The organism is Pseudarthrobacter sp. NIBRBAC000502772, assembly GCF_006517235.1.
GTDB lineage: Bacteria > Actinomycetota > Actinomycetes > Actinomycetales > Micrococcaceae > Arthrobacter.
Map to the genome: position 1 here is coordinate 86,000 of NZ_CP041188.1, position 23,021 is coordinate 109,020.

Consider the following 23,021-nt stretch of genomic DNA (forward strand, 5'->3'; position numbering starts at 1 on the left):
ATACGTTTGACTGTAAAAAATGGAACGTAGCGTTCCTGTTTTGGTGCTGATGCCGAGATTATGGCAAAAGAACAACAACGTCAACGGGTATTTCAATTATTCGGAACACTGCGTACGATATTCTTGAACCAGGCGCCAATTTCGGTGCGGCTTGATCACGTGGAGGACAAAAGATGGCTGAGATTCACAGGCTGGGCGAGCCCGCCCTGCAGGCGCCGACGGAGCTGGCCGGGGACACCCCCACCATGCGGCTGTTCTCCCTGCTGGAACTCATCGCCACCAAGGACCAGCTCTTCACCCTTCAGGGGCTGGTGGAGGAAACCGGCACACCCAAGCCCACGCTGCACCGCATGCTGCATCAGCTGGAAAGCTCCGGCCTTCTGATCCGGGAGAACAATGGCCGGCACTACGGCACCGGGGTCCGGCTGCGGCGCATGGCGGAGAATCTGCTGATCAATGACATGCACCACGGCGCACGCCACGCGGTGCTGCGGAACCTGGTCGCGGAACTGGGCGAGAGCTGCAACGTGACGGCGGTGTCCGGCAGCGAAGTGGTCTACCTGGACCGCATCGAAACCTCCGAACCGCTGCGGATCACGCTCCAACCCGGCTCCCGGGTGCCGGTGCACTGCTCGGCCAGCGGGAAGATGATCCTCTCCCAGCTCAGCCCGGCACAGCGCAGGCGCCTCATTGCCGCCGCGCCGCTGGAACGCTACACGAACAAGACCGTGACGGACCCCGAGCTGATCGAGGAGGAACTCCAGCGCGTCCGCCGGGACGGCTACGCGATCGACGACGAGGAATTCCTCCCAGGCATGGTGTGCGTGGCCGTGCTGGTTCCCACAGCGAACACCGTGTCCAACCTTTGCGTCGCCGTCCAGGCGCCGATCATGCGGCTCACCCCCGAGAAGGGACTGAAGCTGCTCCCGGCCCTGCAGCGTGCCGCAGCGGCGATCGGTCTGATCGAGGCCGAGGCCGGTTCCGGCACCGAGGAAGGAACCGCCGACCGCGGCAGCACGACCGGCGGCAGCACTGCCGGGGCGGCCGGGATCGACGCGGGCCGCACTGACGGCCTGGAGGACGAGTTGTGGACGAGCTGAGCCGCCTGATGCCGGACGAGATGGTTTCAGTCCGCGAGGTGTTCAATCTCGATTCGGACCTCAAAGTGGCGGCCTTCCGGGAAGCCGACGAGCATGTCCCCGAGGTGGACCCCGCCTACCGTTTCAACCACGACGTCACCCTGGCCATCCTGGCCGCCTTCACCAGGAACCGGCGGATGCTGCTCCAGGGCCTGCACGGCACAGGCAAGTCCACGCACATCGAGCAGGTGGCCGCGCGGCTGAACTGGCCCTGTGTGCGGGTGAACCTGGACGGCCACATCAGCCGCCTTGACCTGGTGGGCCGCGACACCGTGGTGTTGAAGGACGGCAAGCAGGTCACCGAGTTCCAGGAAGGGATTGTCCCCTGGGCCATCCAACGGCCGGTTGCCTTGATCCTGGACGAGTACGACGCCGGCCGCCCGGACGTGATGTTCGTGATCCAGCGGCTCCTGGAACGCGACGGCAAGCTGACCCTGCTGGACCAGAACCGGGTCCTTGACGTGCACCCCGGGTTCCGGCTCTTTGCCACGGCCAACACCGTGGGACTGGGAAACCTCAACGGCATGTACCACGGCGTGCAGCGGCTCAACCATGCGCAAATCGACCGCTGGAACATCGTCGCCGCCCTGAACCATCCTCCGGCGGAGGACGAGATCGGGATCGTGCTGGCGCGGGTCCCTGAGCTGGACGACGCAGCCGGCCGGAAACTGGTGGCGTCCATGGTGGCCGTGGCCAAGCTGACGCGGGACGGTTTCCGGGTGGGCGATCTGTCCACCCTGATGTCCCCGCGCACCGTCATCACCTGGGCCGAGAACATCGGGATCTTCGGCGATCCCGGCAAGGCGTTCCAGCTGTCCTTCGTCAACAAGTGCGATGAAGCCGAGCAGCCGCTCATTGCCGAATTCTTCCAGCGCTGCTTTGACCGGGAGCTGGAAGCGCCACGGACCTCGGGGTACCTGCCCGCCGAGCTGGCGCCAACCCGCGCCTTCGCTGCCGCCGCGGCCAGCTAAGGGCCGCCCATGGCCTCCCTGGCGGAACAGACGGAGCAGGCGGAGAGGGAACGGGCGGAGACCGCCTCCCGGCAGCTCGCAGCCACATCGCTGCGCCGCCGCAAGCAGACCCTTGAACTGTGCGCCGCAGCCATGCGCGGGCTCAGCGGGCAGGGCGGCCTGCACTTCCGCGGCCCCGCGCTGTACCGGGAGAGCACCCCGGTGGCCATGCCCGCACCCCATGTCCACCCGGGAACGGACGCCGTTACATTGGACGCCTTCCGCGGCGCGGCGGACGGCATGGCGCTGCGGCTGCAGCACAGCGATGCCGCTCTGCATGCGGAGTTCTGCCCCGCAACGCCGGCACGAATGCTGGTGTTTGAGATGCTCGAACAGTTCCGTACCGAGTCGCTGGCCGACGGCGCCATGCCGGGGGTCCGGGCCAACCTGAACCGCCGCTTCCAGCAATGGTCCCGGGATTTCGAGGCGTCCACGCTGGCGGACACGGACCTGGGACTCATCCTCTTCACCGTGGCCCAGGTCTGCCGGGCGAGGATCACCGCGGAGCCGATGTCCCCGGACTTCGAGGACCGGATTGAATCCACCCGGGCCGAGCTTGCCCCGCACGTCGGCACGCATCTGGCCGCCCTGCGGCTGGAACGGTTCTCCCAGCCGAGCTTCGGCCGCCATGCCCTCGCCATCGCGGAGACCGTCGCCGCCATCAGCGAGCACCTGGAAGCCCGGGAAGCGCGGCCCTCCCGTTCCGGCGGCCGCGTGCCGCAGTTCCAGCTGCTCTTCGATCAGGACAGCAACGACGACGCCGTCCCCACCGCGGGGTATGGGCGCAGCGATGCGCTGGAAGCCGGAGGCGACGGCTACCGAAAGTTCACCACGGCCTATGACCGCGAGCTCCAAGCCACGGACCTGGTCCGCGCCGAACTGCTGCGCGGTTATCGGCAGCAGCTGGACGACGACATTGCCAGGCAGGGCATCAACGTGCCCCGGCTGGGCCGTGCCCTGGGCGCGGCGCTGTCCACGGCCGTCCACGACGGCTGGGACGGCGACGCCATTGAGGGCCGGCTCGACGGCAGCAGGATCGCCCGGCTGGTCACGGCATCCGGGGACCGCAGGGTGTTCCGGACCGAACGAATCGAACTCCGGACCGACGCCACGGTGACGTTCCTGGTGGACTGCTCCGGTTCCATGAAGGAGCACAGCGCCGCCGTGGCCGCGCTGGTGGACGTCTACGCGCGCGCCCTGGAACTGGCGGGGGCCCGATGCGAAGTCCTGGGCTTCACCACAGCCGCCTGGAACGGCGGCCGTGCCGGGAAGGACTGGATCCGTACCGGTAGGCCCCCGCATCCGGGGCGGCTCAACGAGGTGCGGCACCTGGTCTTCAAGGACGCAGACACCCCGTGGCGGCGGGCCCGCCCGGCCATTGCCGGGCTCATGAAGAAGGACCTATTCCGTGAAGGAGTCGACGGCGAGGCGGTGGACTGGGCCTGCGCGAGGCTCGCCGATGCCGGGAACGGCACGGGGAACTGCGGCACGTCGAGCAACAGCTCCGAACGGCGGATCCTGCTGGTGGTGTCCGACGGGAGCCCGATGGACGGCGCCACCGCCCTGGCCAACGACGGCCACTACCTGGAACAGCATCTCCGGGATGTGGTGGCGGCGCACGAAGCCGCCGGCAACGCGGAGATCTTCGGACTCGGCGTGGGGCTGGATCTCTCGCCGTACTACCGCAGGAACATCACACTGGACCTCTCACGCGGAAGCAGTGCCGCCGTCGTCGGGCAGGTCCTGGCCATGCTTGCCGGACGCCGCTGACGCTACGCCCGTGCGGCGAAGCCGCTTAACGCAAGAGCCCGCCGCGGGGACGTGCCTCCATTGGCACTTCCCCGCGGCGGGCTTTACGGACCGGACGGACATCCGGCCTGAAGATCAGGGGCGGGCCGCCACCGGCTGCTTGTCGGGCTCCTCCTCGAGCCCTTCAGCCGAGGGGTCCAAGGACGGATCCCCCGGAAGGTCGGCGGCGTCGTTGCCGGCTTCTTCTCCTGGCTTGCGGCCGTAGCGCCGGCGTAGCTCGTAGCTGAGCAGGATGATCACGAGCGTCACGCCGCTCATCACGAACTGGGTCTGGGTGCTGGGCAGCAGGGCCATGGCGGCGATGACCAAGAGCATGAGCGCGATGGTTGCGTAGCTCAGCCATGGAAACAGCCACATCTTAAGCTTCAGCGCCCCGGGGTCGTCGCGGTCCAGTCTCTTGCGCAGCACCACCTGTGACAGTGCGATCGCCAGGTAGACGAAGAGCGCCACGGCACCGTAGGAGTTCACCAGGAAGGCGAACACCACATCACCCCACACGTAGACACAGACCACCGAAACGTAGCCCACGGTGGTGCCCAGCAGGATGGCACGGCGCGGAACGCCGCTCCGTGACAGCTTGGTGAAGAACTTGGGGGCATCGCCGTTGCGGGTGAGCGCAAACAGCATGCGCGAGGTGGTGTACAGGGCTGAGTTCAGGCACGAGAGCACTGCCGTGAGGACAATGAAGTTCATGATGGTGGACACCGCCGGGATACCCAGGACGTCCAGCACCGCCGCATAGGGGCTCACGCCGACGCTCTCGGCATCCCACCTCTGGATCGCCACCACCACGAAGATCGAGCCGACGTAGAAGGTCACCACCCGGGCCACGATGGAGCGCATGGCCTTCTTGACCGAACGCTCGGGGTCTTCGGACTCGGCGGCCGCGATGGTGATGATTTCCGCGCCGGTATAGAAGGCCACACAGGGAACGACGGCGGCCAGCACGGCACCCCAGCCCAGCGGAGTGAACCCGCCGTGGTCAAACAGGTTGCCGATGCCCGGCGTCGACTCGGGCCACAGGCCGGTGATCCACAGTACGCCCAGCCCCAGGAACAAGACGATGGCCACCACTTTGATGGAGCTGAACCAGTATTCGAACTCGCCGAAGGAGCGGGCCGAAGCCATGTTCGTGGCGCTCAGTACCACCATCAGGCCCAGGCTGAGCATCCACAACGGAACCATGGGAAACCACAGCTGGATGATCCGGCCACCGGCAATCGCCTCGACTGCCACCACAATCACAAAGAAGTACCAGTACATCCAGCCGGTGGCGAATCCGGCCCGCTGCCCCAGCGCCTGGCGTGCGTAGACATAAAAAGAGCCCACCACCGGACGCGCTACGGCCATTTCGGCCAGCATCCGCATGAGGAGCAAGGTGATGACACCTGCGATCGCAAACGAGACGATGGCCGCCGGGCCGGTGCTGCTGATAACAACGCCACTGCCGACGAACAACCCGGCACCGATGACGCCCCCAATGGCGATCAAATTCATGTGTCTGTTCTTGAGGCCCTTGCTAAGGCCGGCGTTGTCGGCCTGCCGGGGTTCGGCTTGATACACGTTTCCTCCAAGATGCTCTGACGAAACCCGTTGAAGTGCACTTCGGTGCCCGCGCCACGAAGCGCGAAGCCAGGTCCACCGGAGGTTCGGACCGTACTGCAATCACTGAGTGATTCAGATCACTCCTCCTGGTGTAGCCATAAACCTACGGAGCCGACGTAGGGGGTGCACAGGGCCAGATCAAGCGGAAAAGAGGGAGCCAGCGGTGAAAGCGTGGGTCCACGAAGTCTCTCATGGCTGCAGTCCGGTCCGAAGATGACTCTTGGGCTCGGACCCCGGCGGTGAGGTTGGCCACCAACCCGGCCACCCGCCGTCGGGCGTTGCCATGCTGGAAACAAGGCTCGGCACACGACCCTTCGGACGACGGTTCAGTACCCGGCACTCGACAAGACTGGCCAAAGGATCTGTCATGTCGTGGTTAATTCTCATTCTTTCCGGGGTGCTGGAAGCCGTCTGGGCCACCGCGCTGGGCCAGTCCGACGGTTTCACCCGCCCCCTGCCCACTCTTGTCTTCACGGTGACGGCCACCCGGAGCATGATCGGCCTGGGCCTGGCCATCCGCAGCATCCCGCTCGGGACGGCCTACGCCGTCTGGGTGGGGATCGGCGCTGCCCTGACGGTGGCCTGCGCGGCCGGGTTGAAATCCCTGCCTGCTGGCAAATCCGCGAGCGCTACGCCTCGCTCTTCTCCGTAATCCACCAGCCGATACCGAGGGGAATCAGGTACCAGAGGGTTAGGGACGACGCCACTTCCAGCGCCGTGGGTGCATCCGGTCCGCCCAGCAGTGCACCGACGGCCGTGATCGTGCTGAGGTAGCCACTGGCATCCGGGAGGAGGCTGAGGATAAGGCCGTTTCCCACCAGGCTGACCAGGATGACGGTGGTGATTGCCAAGGCGGTCCGGCGGATCGCTGCGGCAATGGCCACCCCGAACATGGTGCTCAGGAGGCACGATGCCAGCCCGTCCCACAGTTCCTGCCCCGCACCGTCGAATGCTCCAGCCCCGCCGCCCAAGGCTGCCGCCACCACGGCCGAGAGCAGGAACACGAAGAACTGCAGAGCGGCGGCAAGGAGGGCAGCAGCCAGGACCTTGGCCCAGAATTGCCCGGCCCGCCCCCGCAACAGGGGGTAGTAGACCAGCGTGGTGCGGTGCGCCGTGTCGGAGGTCATTCCCATGATTCCGATGAGTGGCATCGCCAAGGTGGTGAAAAGACCGATGCTCCCGGCAAGGCTGGCGAACGTGACGGGGGTGCCCTGGTTTGTACTGATCACGGCGAATCCGACCACCAGAGCCAGGGCAATGAACGCGAGTACTGCGAAGATCGCCAGGGAACTGCGGGTGTCCGCCAGCTTGCGGATTTCGACGGCAACCAGGCGCGTAAAACCGACCTGCCGGGTGTTCTGGTGGAGGGGTGCCGGCTGGAGGGTGGACTGGCTCATCGGATCTGCTCCAGGGTGTTGTTGCGGCTGTTGAATTCGCCGGAAGTCAACGCGAGGAACTTCTCCTCAAGCGCCGACTCCGTGATGTTGGACAGGTGCGTCAGCACCACGCCGTGCTCCAGGCAGGCCCGGCTGATCTCCTCGGGCGTCGCATCGATGAGAAAGTCCCTCCCCGAGAGATGGAAGGTCCACGCGCGCCTATTACAGACGTCCGCAAGGCGGTCCGGTTCGACGGCGGCGGCTTTGGTCCGGGAGCTGACGCTGAACTCCGCAGCGGTACCGGACGCTACGACCCGTCCGCGGTCAATCATGACGATGTGATCGGCCACGGCCTGCATGTCACGGAGGAGGTGGCTCGAAAGCAGCACGGTGCCGCCCTGGGCGCTGAAGTGCTTTAGGTAGTTCCGGACCCAGAGGGCGCCGTCGGCGTCGAGTCCGTTGGTGGGCTCGTCCATGACCAAGAACTGCGGCCCGGCGAGGAGGGCCAGGCCCAGGACCAATCGCTGCCGCATCCCGAGGGACAGCGATCCCACACGCTTTTTCCGTACCGTGTCGAGGCCCGCAAGGCTGAGCGCCTCCGCGACGGCGGAATGCGGCAGATCCAGCAGCATCGCGTTCAGCTTCAGGGTCTCCTGCAGCGAGCGGCCGGGGTGGAGGGCCGTGGGGTCCAGCACGAAGCCGATGGTTCGTCCCGGACGTTCCAGGTCTTCGCGCCGTCGGCCGTTGAAAAGGACTTCTCCCGCGTCAGCACGGGTCAGGCCGGCCGCAATCCGCAGCGTCGTGGACTTGCCCGCACCGTTCGGCCCGAGGAACCCGGTAATGGATCCGGGCGGGCAAGCGAAGCTGACGGAGTCCACGACGTTCCGGCCCGCATATGCCTTGGTGACTCCCGCGAAGGAAATCCCTGAACCGGCCTCAGACGCAAACCCCAATGGACAATCTCCTTCATACACGCAGGCGCATCCCCTATGGCCCCGTTGAAGGTACCACTAAAACCGATTTATTAAACGGAAATCCTATGACTTGACCGCCGCGCGCTCCTCCCCGCCGCCTGCCCGGGGCCGGGGAGAACCGGCTGCCGGTTTAGGCTTTTGCCATGGACTCCCCCGAAGTACAGCAGGCACTCGACGCCCTGCAGCACAGGCTCGACGGCGGCCGGCGGACGCTGCTGGGCATCACAGGCGCACCGGGCTCGGGAAAATCGACCTTTGCGGTCTGGCTCCAGCAGCAGTTCGGCGCCGAGCTGGCGGTCGTGGTGCCGATGGACGGCTTCCACCTGGGCAACGCGATCATTGAAGGCACGCCGCTGCGGCAGCGCAAGGGTGCCATGGACACGTTCGACGTCGGCGGGTACCTGTCGCTGCTGCAGCGGCTGGTGCGGCGGGACGAGGCAGTGGTGTACGCGCCCGAGTTCCGGCGGACTTTGGACGAACCGGTGGCCGCGTCCATCGCAGTCCCCGCGTCCGTGCCGCTGGTGATCACCGAAGGAAACTACCTCCTGGCGGAGACGCCTGGGTGGAAGGATGTCGGGGCGCAGCTGGATGAGGTCTGGTTCATGGATTCCCCTCCCGCGCTGCGGCTGGCCCGGCTGGCGGATCGGCACGTGGAGTTCGGTATGGAGCGGGCCGCAGCGGAGGCATGGGCGGCGGGCCCGGATGAGGCCAACGCACTGTTGATCGAGGCCACGCGGCAGCGAGCGGACCGGATCATCCCCTGGGGCTAGGAACCCGGAATAGTCCGGCCGAGACCGGGGTTCTTGGCTGGGACGAGAATCCACAAACAGATGGAGAGCACTCATGACTGCACCATTGGTACACCTCGGCGACGGCCTAAACGTCAGCCCCCTCGGCTTCGGCGGCATGGCCCTCACCCCGGTCTACGGCGAGGTTGACCCGCACGAGGCCCTCAAAACCCTGCACCATGCGGTGGATGCCGGCGTCAGCTTCATTGACACCGCGGACATCTACGGCGGCGGCAGCAACGAGCAACTCATCGCGCAGCTGCTCAGGGACCGGCGGGGTGAAGTGCAGCTCGCCACCAAGTTTTCCCTGGTGGGCTCGCCGGCTGATGGCTACACGGATGTCCGGGGAGATGCCGCCTACGTCCGGCAGGCCGTCGACGCCAGCCTGAAGCGGCTTGGCACGGACGTGATCGACCTCTACTACATGCACCGCCGTGACCTCCGCGTTCCGATTGTGGAAACCGTGGAGGCCATGGCGGGGCTGGTGCAGCAGGGCAAGGTCAAGCACCTTGGCCTGTCAGAGGTGACCGCGCAGGAGCTGGCCGAAGCCCACTCCGTGCACCCCATCGCCGCGGTCCAAAGCGAATGGTCCATCTGGAGCCGCGACGTGGAACGCAACGTGGTTCCGGCCGCGGCCAGCCTGGGCGTGGGCTTTGTGCCGTATTCGCCACTGGGCCGGGGATTCCTCACCGGCACGGTGGACGCTTCGAGTTTGGGAGCCAACGACTTCCGACGCCGGATCCCCCGGTTCGCCGCGGACGCCTTTGACGCGAACCAGGGAGTCGTGGCGGCCGTGCGGTCGGTCGCGGCCGAGCTGTCCGCTACGCCCGCCCAGGTTGCACTCGCGTGGCTGCTGGAGCAGGGCAAACGGCGGGGACTGGCCGTGGTCCCCATCCCCGGCACGCGCAAGACGCACCGGATCGACGAAAACCTGGGCGGACTGTCCCTGGACCTGACCCCGGCGCAACTGGAGGCGCTGGACCAGGCCGCGGACGCCGTCGTCGGCTCCCGCTCGGCGGACCCCAACTGGGTGTCCCAGGGCCGTGAATAGACTGAAGCCCATGGACACGCTCATTCACGACCTACGCGACATCACCATCCGCAGCATCTCCGTCAGCGAGATGAACAACAACGTGTACCTGCTGACCGCGAAGGCCAGTGGCGCGCAGCTGCTGATTGATGCCGCAGAAGACCTTCCGGCCATCCAGGCGATGCTGCGGGACGCCGCTGCGGATACCGCGGCCACAACCAGACTGGCGCAGATTGCAACGACGCACCAGCATTGGGACCACGTCCGGGCACTGCCGGCGTTGGTGGAAGCGACCGGCGCCCCAACCGTTGCCGGAAAGGACGACGCCGAGGCGCTGCCGGTACCCGTGGACCGGGCCCTGGAGCATGGGGACACCTGCGCCGTGGACGGCTTCGAGCTCACCGCCGTGCACCTGCGCGGCCATACTCCGGGATCAATCGCGTTTGTGTATCAGGACCCGGAAGGTCCTGCCCACCTTTTCAGCGGGGATTCGTTGTTCCCGGGCGGCGTGGGCAACACCCAGAATGATCCTGAGCGGTTCACGTCGCTGCTGGACGATGTCACCGCGCGGTTGTTCGAGGCCTACCCGGACGACACCGTGGTGCACCCGGGCCACGGCAGCCCCACCACCCTCGGCGCGGAACGCCCGCATCTTGAGGAGTGGCGCGCCCGCGGCTGGTAGGGCTTAACTCATCGAGTGCTCCATTACTGCCGTTATGAACCTTCTAAACGGCGGTTACGGAGCACTCGATGGCGGTTAAGGCTGGCTAGCGGCTGCGGCGTTCGTTGGAGGCCGGGGCCGACGCGCGGCGGGGACCGCTGCGTGCCGGACGGCCACTGCCGCCACCGTTGCCGCCACCGTTACCGGCGTACGAGCCACCGGACGTGCCGCCGGTGTTGGAGGACCAAACAGCCTTGTTCCCGGCGTTGCCGCCGTTGGCTGCACCAGCACCTGCAGAGCGCTGGCCTCCGCCTGTCCGAGCACCTGCACCTGCAGCGGCGCCCGCAGTGCGGGCCCCGGCTGCGCGCTGGCCCGTTGCCGGACGTCCGCCGCGCTGTCCGCCGGTGGTAGCCGGGCGGCCCGTGCCGCCACGGGGGGCATCGCTGCGGGTAACGCGTGAATCAGAACGGCCGTCTGAACCGCGGCCGGCCGCTGCACGGCCACCTGCTGCGGGGACGTCGTTGCGGTGCGTGGAGCCTGTGGCGCCGTGGCCGCGGGAATTGCGGCGAGCAGCAGCTGCTGCAATGGCGCGGTCCTCGTTCTGCTCAGCTACCCGGTCAAATGCTGCCCGTGCCTCGGTGCGGCCTTCGTAGGCAACAGCGCGGCGCTCGGCCCGCGGAAGATCGGTGCGGGTCGGCTCAGCGGAGACGCGTCCGCGTCCACCACGGCCGCCACGGCCACCGGCGGTGGGGCCTTCCTGGCTGCGGCGGGCGCGCTTGCGCTCGGCGTTGGCCCCCGTGGAGGTGCCGCCACCCTGCGTTGCGGACTTCTTGGCGAGAAGAGCGGCGCGGGTGCGCGGATCGATCTTGTCGGCCATTTCGCCCACGAGCTCAGCAACCAGCGGGGAGTTGGCGGTGACGCGCTCGAAGTTGACCTCGACGCCGGCAGCCTTCATCAGCTTCTTGACGTCGGACTGCTGCTCCGGGAGGGTCAGCGTGACAACGGTGCCGTCCGAACCTGCGCGGGCCGTACGGCCTGAGCGGTGGAGGTACGCCTTGTGCTCTGTGGGCGGATCCACGTGGATCACGAGTTCGACGTCGTCCACGTGGACGCCGCGGGCTGCGACGTCGGTGGCCACCAGGACGCGGACGTCACCGGAGGAAAACTCGGCCAGGTTGCGGTCACGGGCGTTCTGCGAGAGGTTGCCGTGCAGGTCGACGGCGGGGATCCCGGCGTCGGTCAGGGTCTTGGCCAGCTTGCGGGCGTGGTGCTTGGTCCGCATAAAGAGGACGCGGCGGCCGGCACCCGAGGCGAGCTCAACGATCAGCTGCTTCTTGACGGTCTGGTCATTGACCACCAGGACGTGGTGCTCCATGGTGGTCACCGCGGCCTGTGATTCGTCCACGGCGTGGGTCAGCGGGTTGGACAGGTAGCGCTGGACGATCTTGTCCACGCCGTTGTCCAGGGTCGCGGAGAACAGCAGGCGCTGGCCCTGGCTGGGGGTCATGTCCATGAGCTTCTTGACCACCGGGAGGAAGCCGAGGTCGGCCATGTGGTCGGCCTCGTCCAGCACGGTGATCTCGACGCCTTCGAGGGTCAGGATGCGCTGGCGGATCAGGTCCTCCAGGCGGCCCGGGCAGGCGATGACGATGTCGACGCCGGCGCGCAGTGCCTTTTCCTGGCGGGCCTGGGAGATGCCGCCGTAGATCACGGTGGTGGTCAGGCCCATGGCCTTGGCCATCGGCTCGATGGTGGCGTTGATCTGGGTGGCGAGCTCGCGTGTCGGTGCGAGGACCAGGCCCATGGGGCGGCCGGGCTTGCGGAAGTGCTTGGCTTCCCGCTCAGCGAGTCGTGCTACAAGCGGGATGGCGAAAGCGATGGTCTTGCCGGAGCCGGTGCGGCCGCGGCCCAGGACGTCGCGTCCGGCCAGGGTGTCCGGGAGGGTCTTGACCTGGATGGGGAACGGCTCAACAATTCCCTGGGCGGTGAGGGTGTCGGCAAGTTCTTTGGGCGTGCCGAGGGCAGCAAAAGTAGTCATATATTTCATGGTCTTTCAGGCGGTATCCGTGCGGATATCGGCCCCCGATGCCGGTTGGCTCAAGGGTTTCGCCGAAGAAAAGTCAGGTGATCAACCGTGCTGCTGCCCAATTCAGGGCGGCGGCTGGGACCAAATGGAACGCGTTCATCGACGCAGGATGTGCCTCTCACATGAAAAAACCCGCTTCCCAAATCAAGGGACGAGCGGGCATCACTGCACATCAAGTCCCCTAAGCGTACCATCCCCGCGCCTCGGCCTCTTTCAAGCACGTGGTGCAGGTGGTGCGGGCGTTGCCTTTGGGTGCCCGGCAGGCGCAGGCTTGAGGCATGACTGAACAGGGTGCCGACCACCACCACTCAACGGACGACGGCGACACGCGGCTGGGGGATGCACCGCAGCGCAGTGCCGCCGAGGCGTGGGACGAAACGTACCGGACCAAGCCGAAATTCTGGAGCGGGAAACCCAACCCGCAACTGGTCCGCGAAGGCGCCGGGCTGAAGCCGGGCAAGGCTCTGGACCTGGGCTGCGGCGAAGGGGCCGACGCCATCTGGCTGGCCCAGCAGGGCTGGACCGTCACCGCCGTCGATGTGTCCGCCGTCGCGCTGGAACGGGCGCTCGGCCACGAAAAGGCGGCCCTGGACCGCGAGAGTGTGCACGCGCAGGGAGCCGGTGAAATTCCCAGCCGCATCCACTGGGAACAGTGTGACCTGGAGGAGTGGCAGCCCGCGGCCACCTACGATCTGGTGTCTTCGCAGTTCCTGCATTCGCCGCACCTGGCGTGGCAAGGTCCGCTGCGGATGGCGGCTGCGGCGGTCAAGCCGGGCGGCACGCTGCTGATCGTGGGCCACCATCCGGACCACCTGCCGCCGTGGGGAAACCACACGAGGCCGGAGATGTTCTACACCCCGGCGCAGCTCGTGGCGGAGCTCGGCCTGGACTCGCCGGACTGGCAGCTGGAAGTCAACACCACACGGGAGCGCACGGCTTCGGGTCCGGACGGCGAGGAAGCCATCATCGGCGACACCGTGCTCCGCGCCACCCGGCTGGCTTGAGTTCTTGTCCAGATAAAGCGCCTTCCCGGGCGTGCAACTCGGATTATCTGGACAAAAACTCCGGGGGTTAGCGGGAAACCCGCGGCGCCACCGCAACCGCGGCGAGGGCCACAACCGCCGTCAGTGCGAAGACCCCCGCGAACGATTCCGCCGTCGTCGTAAATGCCGCGAACACGATGCCCGTGGCGGCGAGCGCCAGCGCCCCGCCCAGCGAGTCCGAGATGGACATCGCCGAGCTGTTGAAGCCTTCGTTTTCCTTGGTGGACAGGGCGAGCGTCATCACGCTGAGCCGCGGATACAGCAACCCCATGCCGCCGCCGGCGAAGAGCCAGCCGGCAATCGCGACGGCGGCCGGCCAGTGGAGCGCCGACGTCGCCAACGTGAGGAGAATGGCTCCCAGCACCAGCGCTGAGCCGATGCGCACCGCCACCCGGTGCTGCAGCCGGGTGCCGAGGCGGCCCTGGATGGCGGCAGCGGCTGCCCACGACAACGCGCCTCCGGTGAGCGCCAGGCCGGCGAACGTCGGCGGGAACTGGTACTCCTCGATCAGCAGGTACGGCAGGTAGACCTCGGCACCGAAGAATGCGGCAGACGCCAGGCCGCGGGTCAGGATCACGCTGGGCAGGCCGCGGCGCGCGAGCAGCGTTCCACGGGGAACCAGGGGCCGCACGGCCAAGAGGGCAATCACGACGGCGGCCGCGGCCACGAGTGCCGGGGCTGCGGGAACGCCCGCGATAGTGACTCCGGCGGAGAGGTTCAGCCCCAGCACAGCGAGCGCGGCGAGCGCCGCCCAGGCCAGGCGGCCCAGCGCCCAGGGCGGGACCGTGGCCTGCTCAGAAGGCCGGTCGATGCCGCGGAGCACCGGAACAATCATCACCACGGCGGGCACCACCAGGCCCACCACGCCCAGGAACACCCAGTGCCAGCTCAGGACCTCCGCCACGATGCCGGCTGCGAACGGGCCCACCAGTGACGGGATCACCCATGCGGCCGAGAAGGCGGCAAAAATCCCGGGGTGCAGGACGGCCGGGTAGACGCGGGCCACCACCACGTAGAGCGCAACCGTCAGCGCGCCGCCGCCAAGCCCCTGCACCAGGCGGCCGGCAACCAGCATGGGCATGGACACGGCCGTGCCCGCGATGATCAGGCCCAGCACGAACAACGCCACGGAGGCGTACAGCGGGACTGTTGGGCCGCGGCGGTCCGACCAGTTGCCGGCCGCCACCATCCCGATCACGCCGGTGGCCAGCGGCCCGGCGAAGGCCAGCGCGTACAGGCTTGCGCCGTCGAGTTCGCGGCTGACGACAGGCATGATGGTGGTCACGGCGAGCGATTCGAAGGCCGCGAGGAACACCAGGGCACATGCGCCGACGGTCACCCACAGGTACGGTCGCTGCAGGATCCCGGCGGTGGCGGCGGAATGCGTGGCCGGCAGGGCGGGTTCCTGCACGCTAGTGGCCCGACCGGCTGGAGCCGCCGATGTAGCGGTTCCGGCCCGCGCGGTAACCGAACACCGCGGCCAGCGAACCGACCACCAGGAACAGCACCCCGGCGGCCGTGAACGATCCCGTGGCCTGGTGCAGCTGGCCCACCATCAGCGTGCCGGTGGAACCCAGCCCGTAGCCCACGCCCTGCATCATCCCGGACAGGTGCGCGGCGGTGTGCCCGTCGCGGGTCCGCAGCATGATCATGGTCAGGGCCACCGCGGTGAGGCTTCCCTGGCCCAGGCCCAGCAGCGAGGTCCACACCCAGATGAGTTCCAGGGGTCCGAAGATGCTCAGCGCAAACCCGCCGCCGGTCATCAGCGCCACCACCACAGCGATGGCCCGCTGGTCACGGAACCTCGCCGCCAGTGCAGGGGCAAACAACGAACCCGTCATCTGGAGCACGATCGAAACAGAGACCATCAGGCCGGCCGTGCCGCCGTCCACGCCGCGTTCGCGCAGGATCGGCGCCAGCCAGGCAAAGACGCTGAAGGACATCATGGCCTGCAGCACCATAAAGATGGTCACCTGCCATGCCACCGCCGAACGCCACACGTTGACGCCGAGGTTGGCGGCCTGGTGCCGGACGGGGTGCTGGCGCAGCGCCACCGGGAGGAACAGCAAAAGTACGACGGCGGCAGGAACGGCCCAGAACCACAGCGCCGAGGTCCACTCCCCCGTCGCCGTGAAGACCGGGTAGGTAAAGCCGGCTCCGAGGGCGGCCGACGCGCAGATCGCCGTGGTGTACAGGCCGCCCATGAGGCCCAGCCGGTGCGGGAAGTCGCGCTTCACCAGCCCTGGCAGCAACACGTTGCACAGGGCGATGGCGGCACCGCAGGCAGCGGTTCCCGCCATCAAGGTAGGCAGGTGGCCGGCACCGGGCACCAGGCCGCCGATGTCCGCGGGCCGCAGCAGCAGCCCAGCTGTGAGCACTGCCATGGCGCCGAGCAGGACGCGTTCGGCGCCGAACCGGCGGGCCAGGACAGGGGCCAGCGGTGCGAAGACACCCAGGAGCGTCACGGGCACGGTGGTGAGCACCACGACGGCCCAGCCCGGTATGCCGGCGTCGGACGTGATCTCCGGAAGAACTGCAGCGAAACTGGAGAACACCGTGCGGAGGTTCAGCCCGATGAGCACCAGGCAGAGGCCTAGGTACACGAGCGCGCGTCGGCTGCCCTGCGGGCTCTCCGGACCGCCGCCCGACTGGCCCGGAAGGCGCGTGGGGGCTGCTGGGGGGATGTCGTCGATTTCGGCGTCGACCAGCAGTCCAGGCACTTCAACGTTGTCAGCACGGGTCACGGGACCCATTCTGTCATTGCGCGTCCTTGAGCCCTGACGCCCGGACTTGCCTTGGCGCCAGCCGGCCCTTGCGAAGTTATCCACATAGGCCAGAAAGGGCCTGGTGACCCGCCTGGAGCGAACCTAGTTTGGGATCAGCAAGCGGTATCCAGCCACAGCATTCGGGAGAAACCATGAGCCTCGCACCGTTGCACGATCCGTCCATTGCGCCAGCCCCGGCCTCGCCGAAGGCCCACGGCAGCGGCGAAGGGACAGCCAGCCTCGCCTTCAGCCTCATTGCGCCCGCCAGCATGTATTTGACTGGGCCTCTCAGCCTATTGGCGGCCCTCTTCACGAGGCCTTCCGAGGGCCCTGGGCGGCTGGACTGGGTTGCACCGTTGGTGCTGTGGAGCTATCCGGCGCTGTTTGGCCTGCTCGCAGTGACGCTCGGCATTGTTTCGCTCCGCGTATTTGTGCGTCGGTCAAACGGTTGGCGGGCTGGTGTGGCTGCGTTGTGGATATCGGCGGCCGAGGTTGCAGTGGGCCTGGTGCTCGTGCTCAGGGACGGGGACTTTATGATCCTCTTCTGAGATTTCATGTCTGCCTTGCAGAGCGGCCATTTCGAATTTCCGTCGCGTCCCGTTCGTGGCTCAGGTGAGTTCCCAAGCCGTGCGCGTGGGCCCCGGGTATTCTGGAAGGGATGAGTGAATCCCCAGAATCTCCCCAGCCTCCGCATGTCCCGCGCCCGGTAACGCCCGGTACCCAGGCGTCTTTCGGCACGTACGGCGGCAGGCCGGTGAGCTTTGTGCGCCGCGGAACCCGCCTCCAGGGGCGCCGCCAGACGGCGTGGGAAGAGCACTCGGACCGGTGGGCGCTGGACGTGCCCCGGCACATCGCGAACACGTCGGTCCACCCGGACTACACTTTCGACGCCGAGGCCGAGTTCGGCCGCAAGGCACCGCTGATTGTGGAGATCGGTTCGGGGCTGGGCGATGCCATCTGCCACGCGGCCGAGGAGAACCCGGACACGGACTTCCTGGCGGTCGAGGTCTATACACCGGGGCTGGCCAACACCATCATCAAAATCAACAGCCGCGGGCTGAACAACGTCCGGGTGGTGGAAGCCAACGCGCCCGAGGTCCTCGCCACCATGCTGCCGGCAGGATCCGTCAGCGAGCTGTGGGTGTTCTTCCCCGATCCCTGGCACAAGTCACGGCACCACAAGCGCCGCCTCATCCAGCCGGAGTTCGCCGAGCTGGCGGCACGGGCACTCACCAAGGGCGGACTCTGGCGGGTCGCCACGGACTGGTCCAACTACGCTGTCCACGTCCGCGACGTCCTCGCGGACTCGCCGGACTTCGAAAACCTCCACACCGGCGAGCGCCACGGCCCGGAAAGCCCGCTCACCCAAGTGTGGCAATCCGGCGTCGAAACCCTGGTGGGCGGCGCGCCCGTCCGCGAAGGCCGGGCGCCGGTGAGTACCGCGCATACAGGCCCCAACGAGGGTGTTGATGAAACGGGCGGCTGGGCGCCACGCTTCGAAGGCCGGATCCGCACGAGTTTCGAGGCGAAGGCCCACGAAGCAGGCCGGCTGATCTTCGACCTCTGCTACCGCCGGCGCTGAGCCACGGAAACCGGGTAGCAGCAGGTGCCGTTTTGAGCCGTCATTACGACACTTAGTGCTAGTTAGTTGGGGTCAGTTCACGCTGATGGAGGCGACGATCTCCTTGAGCATCCCCAGCCGCGGCTCGACCTCCGGGTTCACGTACGGCCAGATCACCACAACACCGATGAAGCGGCTGTTCTCCCAAACACCCACAGTGGCCGCGACCCTCGCCTCGCCTGCCGGATCCGTGTATCCAACCACGACGGCGTACGAGGACTTACCGGGTACGTTCAGTTCGCCTTCGGTGAGGATGGTCCCGGCCCGGTCTTCAAGGTAGAAGCCTGACATCAGGTGCGCCCAGCCGTTAGCCTGCGCGGCGCCGGTCACGGAGGTGTCGTCCTTGATGACCGTCACCAGGACACCGCCCAGCAGGCCATACTGCTCGGTGTTTGGCCCGGCGGCGGAGTCCTCCAGAACCTGGGTGTGCTCGGGGAAGTCTGCCGTGAATCCCAGCGGGGACTCGATATGAACTGACATGGTTGCTCCTTAGCGGTAAGTCTTGGCTGGGCTGGCTGGAACGTGCTGATCCGGCACGGGTCGTCAGAGCTTCTCGAGCTTGGTGTCGTTCGGGACCTTATAGTACGTGGACACGTTGGTGGTTGCCTTGTTCTCGGTTTTGACCTCCACCTCGCCGGCCTTGAGGTCAACGCCGAACTCGTTGGACGCTGTCACCACACTGTTCACCTGGACTGTGGCGGAACCTGCCGCGTAGAGCTTGGCGGCGTCGTGGCCGGCCGCAACCGTGTCTCCCAACGCCATATTGCGCATGTAGCTATCGATCACAGGCGCGTTCTCCGGCGAGTACTCAACGTCGATCTTCACGGTGCCCTGAGTGCCCACTGTCACGCTGGACTCAGCCTTTGCGCCCTGGAGGTCGGCACCCGCGCTGGCGCCCTCCGCAACCGTGCCCTCCATGGATACGGCGACCGATTCCATGTTGCCGTTCTTATCCAGGTTCACTTCCAGGCCGCCCTTGCCCGAGGCCTCGAACACCTTGCCGTCAAGGTCCAGCTTGCCCTGGGCCGACACCTCGGCGCTGGCGGTGGCCGTGCCGTCCGTCAGGTTCCGCTCGTAGGCAAGATCCAGCTTCGCCGAGCCCGAAGCCGGGCCGGATTCACCTTTGGCTTCGAGGGAGAGGGTTCCCTTGGCTTTGTCGTCGTGGCCGGTGGAGCCGTTGTCGTCCGCAGCATCGTTGATGGTCTCCAGAATGTAGCCGGGCGGGTTGCCCGCCGCGTCCTTGATCTCACCGACGCTGTCCGGCGGGAGATCCGTATAAATCTGGTTGCGGGCGGCCATGGCCTCTTCCAGGCTGCCGAATTTGTATTCGCGCGAGGCCTCTCCGTTCAGCGTGACCCCTGCCGTGCCGGTGGTGTCGTTCACCCCTACGCCCACGTTCCCGTGGACCTTCATGGTGGCCGAACCGTCTGCATTCTCTACGACGACGGTGCCCACCTCCGCGCCGGCGTGGAACCAGGCAACCCGGGCATCAAGGGAGGCCTTGCCAGACTCCGTGTATACAGGAGTTTCCGTCTTGGCGAGTTCCCGGAGGTGGGCGCTCGCCTGATCCTGGGCGGACTGGGGAATCCCGCCGTCCATCCTCATGAGGTCCTCGGCGAACGGGCCGTTCTCGTCTTCGCCTTCGATCAGGTATTTCCGGTCCGCCTCGGACAGGCTGGCCCACCACTTGGCTTGCTCTTCCGGGCTGGCCTTGAGCATGTCATCCATGCCCTGCATCAGCTCCTGGCGATGGGCCTCAGCCGCTGCCGCCTTCGCTACCTGTTCCTCCAGCCAGTTCTGGGCGCGGCTGCCCAGGTCCTTGATTTTGTCCAGGACGCGGGTCCCGCCACCGCCACTGCCGCCGCCGGTCGCGGCAGAGGACTGTTCCTGTTCGTTTGCGTGCTGCAGGAGCAGCTTGGAGTTGTGGCGGAGGCTGGATGCCACCCGCTCCAGGCTGGGGCGGTGGTTGCCGGACCAGTCCTGCCGGAACAGCTCGCCGTCGGCACCCTTCCATGGCGCGGACTGGATCTGGCCCTGCAGGGAGCTGGCCCGGCTGCTGAGCAGCGCGGCCGCCTTGTCAACGGCCCTCGCCAGCTCCCGCAGCTGGCTGACGTCCGCGCCGTAAAAAGTCATGGTGTCTCCCCCGGAGAGTATTAAGAGTTAGTTCTATCGCTGGACATATCGTCGCATGGTGGCAATTCTCCCGCGATGGGGAACACTCCCCATCGCCGGGCACACCAACGCACACGCAGTTAATGTCGGTCCGCGGTGCGCAAAGTTGGTACTGTTCGCGGCCGGCGCCGCGTGGCACGATTGGGGTTGTGCGGGGGGGCACACAAATCTGCGCCCGTGCGGCGCTGGCCCGAAGGAAGCGCCATCAAAAGAGAACTCAAAGACGCCGCAGGCGCGGCGGAGGACGTCACCAACTCGCGGGCCCTGGAATTGCTGGCGAGGGTCGGTTTCGCGGTAAGCGGCCTATTGCACTTTCTGGTGGGCGCCATCGCAATCCGCCTTGCCATGGGCGGTTCAGGGAATGCTGACTTCAGCGGGGCTGTTTCCGAACTGGCCAGCCAGCCCGCCGGGCCGTTCCTCCTGTGGGCAAGCTTTGCCGCCTGCGCGTCCCTTGCCGTCTGGCAGGCCAGCGACGCCGTCTTCGACTACAACCGACTGCCCACCAAGGACAAAGTCGGTAAGAAGGCCAAAGCGGCAGCGCAGGCCGTGGTGTTTGCCGGGCTCGCCGCGACCCTGGCCAGCTTCGCCATGGGCACGGGGTCCGGAGGCGACAACCAGCAATCGGCGAGCGACCTCACCGTCGCCGTCATGAAGGCCCCCGGCGGCGTAGCACTGCTGGTCCTCGTGGGTCTGGGCATGGCCATCACCGGGATCATCTACGGCATCCGCGGCATCAAGAAGACCTTCGAGAAACACCTCACGATGCCCGTTTCCCGCCCTGCCCGGACGGCCGTCTCCACCTTGGGCGTGACCGGCTACGTCGCCAAAGGCATAGTCCTGCTGCTGACCGGAATGCTCATCACCATCGCCACCCTGCAGGCCCATCCGGGTGAATCCACGGGCCTGGACGGTGGGCTCAGGGCCCTTCGCGACCAGCCCTTCGGCGTTTACCTGCTGGCCGCCGTGGGCGCCGGCCTCATCTGCTACGGCGTGTACATGGTGGTCCGGGCTCGCCTGGCCAAAATGTAGGGGGCGCCATCACCGGGCCCCACCTGGAACACCCGGCCCAGCGCGGAACACCCGACCTCCGGTTAGGGTGGGTCCATGCCCCAGGTACGCGCCGAACGCCTCATCCGCCTCGATCCGGAGACAGTTTTTTCCCTCTCCCAGACCACGGGTGCGTTCCGGCTCCAGTGGGACCCGTTCATCTCCTCCCAAGGATTCCTGGACGGCGCAACGTCCGCCGGAAAGGGCGTCCGGACACGGACCGTGTCCCGCCTGGGCCTGGTGATGGTGAGCGAGTACGTTTCCTATGCGCCACCCAGGAACGTGGGTATGACCATGGTGTCCGGACCGTGGTTCTTCGGGAATTTCGGCGGCGGCTGGCGTTTCACCGCGGACGACGGCGGCACGCGCGCCGTCTGGAAGTACACCTTTTCGTGCCGCCCGGCCTGGTTGCGGCCGGTGGCGGAGCGGTTGGGCGCCTGGCTCCTGGGCCGTGAGATCAATATGAGGATCGAAGCGTTTGCCCGCGCCTGCGAAAACCCAGCTCTGGTGGCCGAGCTCCGCGCCCTCCAAGCGCCGTAACCACAGAGCCGTAACCACAGCGCCGTGACCACAGAGCAGTAACCAAAGAGCCGTGATCACAGAGCCGTAATCTCCGGCAAAGAGATCACGGCAAAGAGATCACGGCACCGTAATCACAGCCACGGCGTGCTGGGTTTCGTCCCGCAGTTCCAGGCTGGCGATGCTGGCCAGCTGAACGGGAGTGGCGCCCATGACCTTCACCCTCCCGCTCGGCGTCGCGGTCCAGGCACATGCCCGGTCCTCGCCGCCGTCCCGGTCCCGGATCCAGAGCGAGAGGGTTCCGTCCAGCGGCAGTTTGCTGCCGTTCACGGCCAGCTCGGTGCCCCATGTTTTCCGGGCAAGGTCGATGCTGAACTGCAGGCCGTTGCCGGACTGGACCGAGTAGCTGGCGTCCGGCTCCGGCGGCTGGCTGAGCAGCGGGGCCGCGGCCACCCCCAAGGCGAGGGACGCCGCGGCGACGGCGCCCACCACGGCCGCCCACCGCCGTCGTAATTTACGACGCCGGGTGGCCAGTTCATCCAGGACCCTGCGCGGCACGGAGCTGGCTGGCTCGGGCGCCACCCCGGGGCGGGCGCTCCCGGTGAGCGCCACCGCGTCCGGGACGGGAAGCGCATCCAGCAGGGCCGGCAGGCTTTCAAGCTCGGCGAGTTCGGTCCGGCAGTCCGCGCAGTCCTTGAGGTGGGCTTCGAAACGTTGCGAATCCGCGGGGTCAAGCCCGCCGAGCACGTAGGCGCCCAGCAACTGGTGCAGCTCAGAGGCGTTCACCGCTCCACCCCCATCTCATCGAGGATGGTCCGCAGCGCCCTAACGGCGTAATAGGCCCGGGACTTCACGGTTCCGCTGGGGATGTTCAGCTGCACGGCGGCCTCGTTGACGGTGAAACGGCGGTAGTGGAGGGCGACGAGGACATCGCGGTGTTCGGTACTGAGCCGCAGCAGCGCCTCTTCCATCAGCACGCGGTTCAGGAGTTCATCCACGCGTTCCACGGCCTCGGCGGGATCGGCGAGTTCGCGTTCCATCACTTCGGCGGGGCGCCTTTGGGCTTTGCGGTAGTTGTCGATCATGATGTTCCGCGCTGTACGGAACAGGTAGCTGCGGAGGCTCCCGGTGATGTCCGGGGCCTGCTGCCAGACGCGCAGCACGGTCTCCTGGACCACGTCCTCTGCCAGCTGTGGGTCGCGGGAGGCGCTGAGCACAAAACGGCGGAGGGCGGAGCCGTGTTCGCGGTAGATCGCAGCCACCACGTCCTCGTCCAGCGGCATGCCGCCCTCCTGTCCCTGATCCTGTCTGCGGTTACAAATGCGCGACTACGTTACAAATGCGCGACTACAACGACGCTGAAGCTCCGTGCACTC

Annotated in this window: 22 protein-coding genes and 1 riboswitch; of the genes, 12 read left to right on the top strand and 10 right to left on the bottom strand. The window is 67.0% G+C overall.

Going from position 1 to position 23,021, the window contains the following annotated elements:
• Positions 1 to 173: 173 nt before the first annotated feature.
• The 3 genes from NIBR502772_RS00470 to NIBR502772_RS00480 are packed head-to-tail and all read left to right on the top strand — an operon-like array spanning position 174 to position 3,919.
• Positions 174 to 1,100, top strand: a complete 927-nt coding sequence (locus NIBR502772_RS00470) for an IclR family transcriptional regulator (RefSeq protein WP_141138630.1) — start codon at positions 174 to 176, stop codon at positions 1,098 to 1,100.
• Positions 1,088 to 2,110 (top strand): AAA family ATPase, encoded by a 1,023-nt coding sequence (locus NIBR502772_RS00475; RefSeq protein WP_246848641.1) that lies wholly within the window; start codon positions 1,088 to 1,090, stop codon positions 2,108 to 2,110. The genes NIBR502772_RS00470 and NIBR502772_RS00475 overlap by 13 nt, the downstream gene beginning before the upstream one ends.
• 9 nt (positions 2,111 to 2,119) lie before the next feature.
• Entirely contained in the window at positions 2,120 to 3,919 is a 1,800-nt protein-coding gene (locus tag NIBR502772_RS00480; protein ID WP_141138631.1) for a cobalt chelatase, read from the top strand.
• A 114-nt stretch (positions 3,920 to 4,033) separates the two neighbouring features.
• Here the strand turns inward: NIBR502772_RS00480 and NIBR502772_RS00485 are convergent, their stop codons facing one another.
• Positions 4,034 to 5,455: an amino acid permease gene (locus tag NIBR502772_RS00485; protein WP_141138632.1), complete on the bottom strand. Its 1,422-nt coding sequence runs from the start codon at positions 5,453 to 5,455 to the stop codon at positions 4,034 to 4,036.
• 400 nt (positions 5,456 to 5,855) lie between these two features.
• A riboswitch (guanidine-III (ykkC-III) riboswitch) is annotated at positions 5,856 to 5,921 on the top strand.
• 9 nt (positions 5,922 to 5,930) lie between these two features.
• On the opposite strand from NIBR502772_RS00485, the gene NIBR502772_RS00490 reads away from it, so the two are divergent.
• Positions 5,931 to 6,215, top strand: a complete 285-nt coding sequence (locus NIBR502772_RS00490) for a multidrug efflux SMR transporter (protein ID WP_141138633.1) — start codon at positions 5,931 to 5,933, stop codon at positions 6,213 to 6,215.
• Here NIBR502772_RS00490 and NIBR502772_RS00495 read toward each other — a convergent pair.
• Positions 6,193 to 6,960 carry a hypothetical protein gene (locus tag NIBR502772_RS00495; protein ID WP_141138634.1) on the bottom strand — a complete coding sequence of 256 codons (768 nt, stop codon included), beginning with the start codon at positions 6,958 to 6,960 and terminating at the stop codon, positions 6,193 to 6,195. The genes NIBR502772_RS00490 and NIBR502772_RS00495 overlap by 23 nt on opposite strands.
• On the bottom strand, positions 6,957 to 7,892 hold the full coding sequence (locus NIBR502772_RS00500) for an ABC transporter ATP-binding protein (protein WP_168223464.1): 936 nt from the start codon (positions 7,890 to 7,892) through the stop codon (positions 6,957 to 6,959). The genes NIBR502772_RS00495 and NIBR502772_RS00500 overlap by 4 nt, the downstream gene beginning before the upstream one ends.
• A gap of 164 nt (positions 7,893 to 8,056) precedes the next feature.
• Between NIBR502772_RS00500 and NIBR502772_RS00505 the strand changes: the two genes are divergently transcribed.
• The 3 genes from NIBR502772_RS00505 to NIBR502772_RS00515 all read left to right on the top strand — a co-directional run bounded on the left by NIBR502772_RS00505 (position 8,057) and on the right by NIBR502772_RS00515 (position 10,413).
• The gene (locus NIBR502772_RS00505) at positions 8,057 to 8,683 is read left to right on the top strand and encodes a nucleoside/nucleotide kinase family protein (RefSeq protein ID WP_141138636.1); all 627 of its coding nucleotides are present in this window, start codon (positions 8,057 to 8,059) and stop codon (positions 8,681 to 8,683) included.
• A 73-nt stretch (positions 8,684 to 8,756) separates the two neighbouring features.
• Entirely contained in the window at positions 8,757 to 9,752 is a 996-nt protein-coding gene (locus NIBR502772_RS00510) for an aldo/keto reductase (protein WP_141138637.1), read from the top strand.
• 10 nt (positions 9,753 to 9,762) lie between these two features.
• Positions 9,763 to 10,413, top strand: a complete 651-nt coding sequence (locus NIBR502772_RS00515) for an MBL fold metallo-hydrolase (RefSeq protein WP_141138638.1) — start codon at positions 9,763 to 9,765, stop codon at positions 10,411 to 10,413.
• An 85-nt stretch (positions 10,414 to 10,498) separates the two neighbouring features.
• Here the strand turns inward: NIBR502772_RS00515 and NIBR502772_RS00520 are convergent, their stop codons facing one another.
• A complete protein-coding gene (locus NIBR502772_RS00520; protein ID WP_141138639.1) occupies positions 10,499 to 12,430 on the bottom strand; it encodes a DEAD/DEAH box helicase in 1,932 nt (643 codons plus the stop codon).
• 326 nt (positions 12,431 to 12,756) lie between these two features.
• Here NIBR502772_RS00520 and NIBR502772_RS00525 point away from each other — a divergent pair, with 326 nt between their 5' ends.
• Entirely contained in the window at positions 12,757 to 13,482 is a 726-nt protein-coding gene (locus NIBR502772_RS00525) for a cyclopropane-fatty-acyl-phospholipid synthase family protein (protein ID WP_141138640.1), read from the top strand.
• Positions 13,483 to 13,549: 67 nt separating this feature from the next.
• Here NIBR502772_RS00525 and NIBR502772_RS00530 read toward each other — a convergent pair whose 3' ends face one another.
• Together NIBR502772_RS00530 and NIBR502772_RS00535 are read right to left on the bottom strand one after the other, a co-directional pair.
• Positions 13,550 to 14,932, bottom strand: a complete 1,383-nt coding sequence (locus NIBR502772_RS00530) for an MFS transporter (RefSeq protein WP_141138641.1) — start codon at positions 14,930 to 14,932, stop codon at positions 13,550 to 13,552.
• 1 nt (position 14,933) lies between these two features.
• Entirely contained in the window at positions 14,934 to 16,274 is a 1,341-nt protein-coding gene (locus NIBR502772_RS00535; RefSeq protein WP_141138642.1) for an MFS transporter, read from the bottom strand.
• 164 nt (positions 16,275 to 16,438) lie between these two features.
• Between NIBR502772_RS00535 and NIBR502772_RS00540 the strand changes: the two genes are divergently transcribed.
• Together NIBR502772_RS00540 and trmB are read left to right on the top strand one after the other, a co-directional pair.
• Complete coding sequence (locus tag NIBR502772_RS00540) at positions 16,439 to 16,834, top strand: hypothetical protein (RefSeq protein ID WP_141138643.1); 396 nt, start codon at positions 16,439 to 16,441, stop codon at positions 16,832 to 16,834.
• A gap of 110 nt (positions 16,835 to 16,944) precedes the next feature.
• The gene (gene trmB / locus NIBR502772_RS00545; RefSeq protein WP_104063208.1) at positions 16,945 to 17,868 is read left to right on the top strand and encodes a tRNA (guanosine(46)-N7)-methyltransferase TrmB; all 924 of its coding nucleotides are present in this window, start codon (positions 16,945 to 16,947) and stop codon (positions 17,866 to 17,868) included.
• Positions 17,869 to 17,940: 72 nt separating this feature from the next.
• Here trmB and NIBR502772_RS00550 read toward each other — a convergent pair whose 3' ends face one another.
• Together NIBR502772_RS00550 and NIBR502772_RS00555 are read right to left on the bottom strand one after the other, a co-directional pair.
• Positions 17,941 to 18,387, bottom strand: coding sequence for a hypothetical protein (locus NIBR502772_RS00550; RefSeq protein ID WP_141138644.1), 447 nt, complete (start codon positions 18,385 to 18,387; stop codon positions 17,941 to 17,943).
• Positions 18,388 to 18,450: 63 nt separating this feature from the next.
• Positions 18,451 to 20,040: a hypothetical protein gene (locus NIBR502772_RS00555; RefSeq protein WP_141138645.1), complete on the bottom strand. Its 1,590-nt coding sequence runs from the start codon at positions 20,038 to 20,040 to the stop codon at positions 18,451 to 18,453.
• Between the two features lie 216 nt (positions 20,041 to 20,256).
• Between NIBR502772_RS00555 and NIBR502772_RS00560 the strand changes: the two genes are divergently transcribed.
• Positions 20,257 to 21,108, top strand: coding sequence for a DUF1206 domain-containing protein (locus NIBR502772_RS00560; protein ID WP_141138646.1), 852 nt, complete (start codon positions 20,257 to 20,259; stop codon positions 21,106 to 21,108).
• 75 nt (positions 21,109 to 21,183) lie between these two features.
• Positions 21,184 to 21,666 (top strand): type II toxin-antitoxin system RatA family toxin, encoded by a 483-nt coding sequence (locus tag NIBR502772_RS00565; protein WP_141138647.1) that lies wholly within the window; start codon positions 21,184 to 21,186, stop codon positions 21,664 to 21,666.
• A gap of 99 nt (positions 21,667 to 21,765) precedes the next feature.
• Here NIBR502772_RS00565 and NIBR502772_RS00570 read toward each other — a convergent pair whose 3' ends face one another.
• Positions 21,766 to 22,431: an anti-sigma factor gene (locus tag NIBR502772_RS00570; protein WP_141138648.1), complete on the bottom strand. Its 666-nt coding sequence runs from the start codon at positions 22,429 to 22,431 to the stop codon at positions 21,766 to 21,768.
• Positions 22,428 to 22,928 carry a sigma-70 family RNA polymerase sigma factor gene (locus NIBR502772_RS00575; RefSeq protein ID WP_058930911.1) on the bottom strand — a complete coding sequence of 167 codons (501 nt, stop codon included), beginning with the start codon at positions 22,926 to 22,928 and terminating at the stop codon, positions 22,428 to 22,430. The genes NIBR502772_RS00570 and NIBR502772_RS00575 overlap by 4 nt, the downstream gene beginning before the upstream one ends.
• Positions 22,929 to 23,021 lie beyond the last annotated feature (93 nt).

What these genes read in the sequence shown, in the direction of transcription:
- NIBR502772_RS00470 (WP_141138630.1), top strand. Translation starts at nt 174, where the DNA reads ATGGCTGAGATTCACAGGCTGGGCGAGCCCGCCCTGCAGGCGCCGACG.
- NIBR502772_RS00565 (WP_141138647.1), top strand. Translation starts at nt 21,184, where the DNA reads ATGCCCCAGGTACGCGCCGAACGCCTCATCCGCCTCGATCCGGAGACA.
- trmB (WP_104063208.1), top strand. Translation starts at nt 16,945, where the DNA reads ATGAGTGAATCCCCAGAATCTCCCCAGCCTCCGCATGTCCCGCGCCCG.
- NIBR502772_RS00510 (WP_141138637.1), top strand. Translation starts at nt 8,757, where the DNA reads ATGACTGCACCATTGGTACACCTCGGCGACGGCCTAAACGTCAGCCCC.
- NIBR502772_RS00525 (WP_141138640.1), top strand. Translation starts at nt 12,757, where the DNA reads ATGACTGAACAGGGTGCCGACCACCACCACTCAACGGACGACGGCGAC.
- NIBR502772_RS00550 (WP_141138644.1), bottom strand. Translation starts at nt 18,387, where the DNA reads ATGTCAGTTCATATCGAGTCCCCGCTGGGATTCACGGCAGACTTCCCC.
- NIBR502772_RS00540 (WP_141138643.1), top strand. Translation starts at nt 16,439, where the DNA reads ATGAGCCTCGCACCGTTGCACGATCCGTCCATTGCGCCAGCCCCGGCC.
- NIBR502772_RS00535 (WP_141138642.1), bottom strand. Translation starts at nt 16,274, where the DNA reads ATGGGTCCCGTGACCCGTGCTGACAACGTTGAAGTGCCTGGACTGCTG.
- NIBR502772_RS00555 (WP_141138645.1), bottom strand. Translation starts at nt 20,040, where the DNA reads ATGACTTTTTACGGCGCGGACGTCAGCCAGCTGCGGGAGCTGGCGAGG.
- NIBR502772_RS00490 (WP_141138633.1), top strand. Translation starts at nt 5,931, where the DNA reads ATGTCGTGGTTAATTCTCATTCTTTCCGGGGTGCTGGAAGCCGTCTGG.
- NIBR502772_RS00480 (WP_141138631.1), top strand. Translation starts at nt 2,120, where the DNA reads ATGGCCTCCCTGGCGGAACAGACGGAGCAGGCGGAGAGGGAACGGGCG.
- NIBR502772_RS00485 (WP_141138632.1), bottom strand. Translation starts at nt 5,455, where the DNA reads ATGAATTTGATCGCCATTGGGGGCGTCATCGGTGCCGGGTTGTTCGTC.
- NIBR502772_RS00515 (WP_141138638.1), top strand. Translation starts at nt 9,763, where the DNA reads ATGGACACGCTCATTCACGACCTACGCGACATCACCATCCGCAGCATC.
- NIBR502772_RS00575 (WP_058930911.1), bottom strand. Translation starts at nt 22,928, where the DNA reads ATGCCGCTGGACGAGGACGTGGTGGCTGCGATCTACCGCGAACACGGC.
- NIBR502772_RS00520 (WP_141138639.1), bottom strand. Translation starts at nt 12,430, where the DNA reads ATGACTACTTTTGCTGCCCTCGGCACGCCCAAAGAACTTGCCGACACC.
- NIBR502772_RS00495 (WP_141138634.1), bottom strand. Translation starts at nt 6,960, where the DNA reads ATGAGCCAGTCCACCCTCCAGCCGGCACCCCTCCACCAGAACACCCGG.
- NIBR502772_RS00505 (WP_141138636.1), top strand. Translation starts at nt 8,057, where the DNA reads ATGGACTCCCCCGAAGTACAGCAGGCACTCGACGCCCTGCAGCACAGG.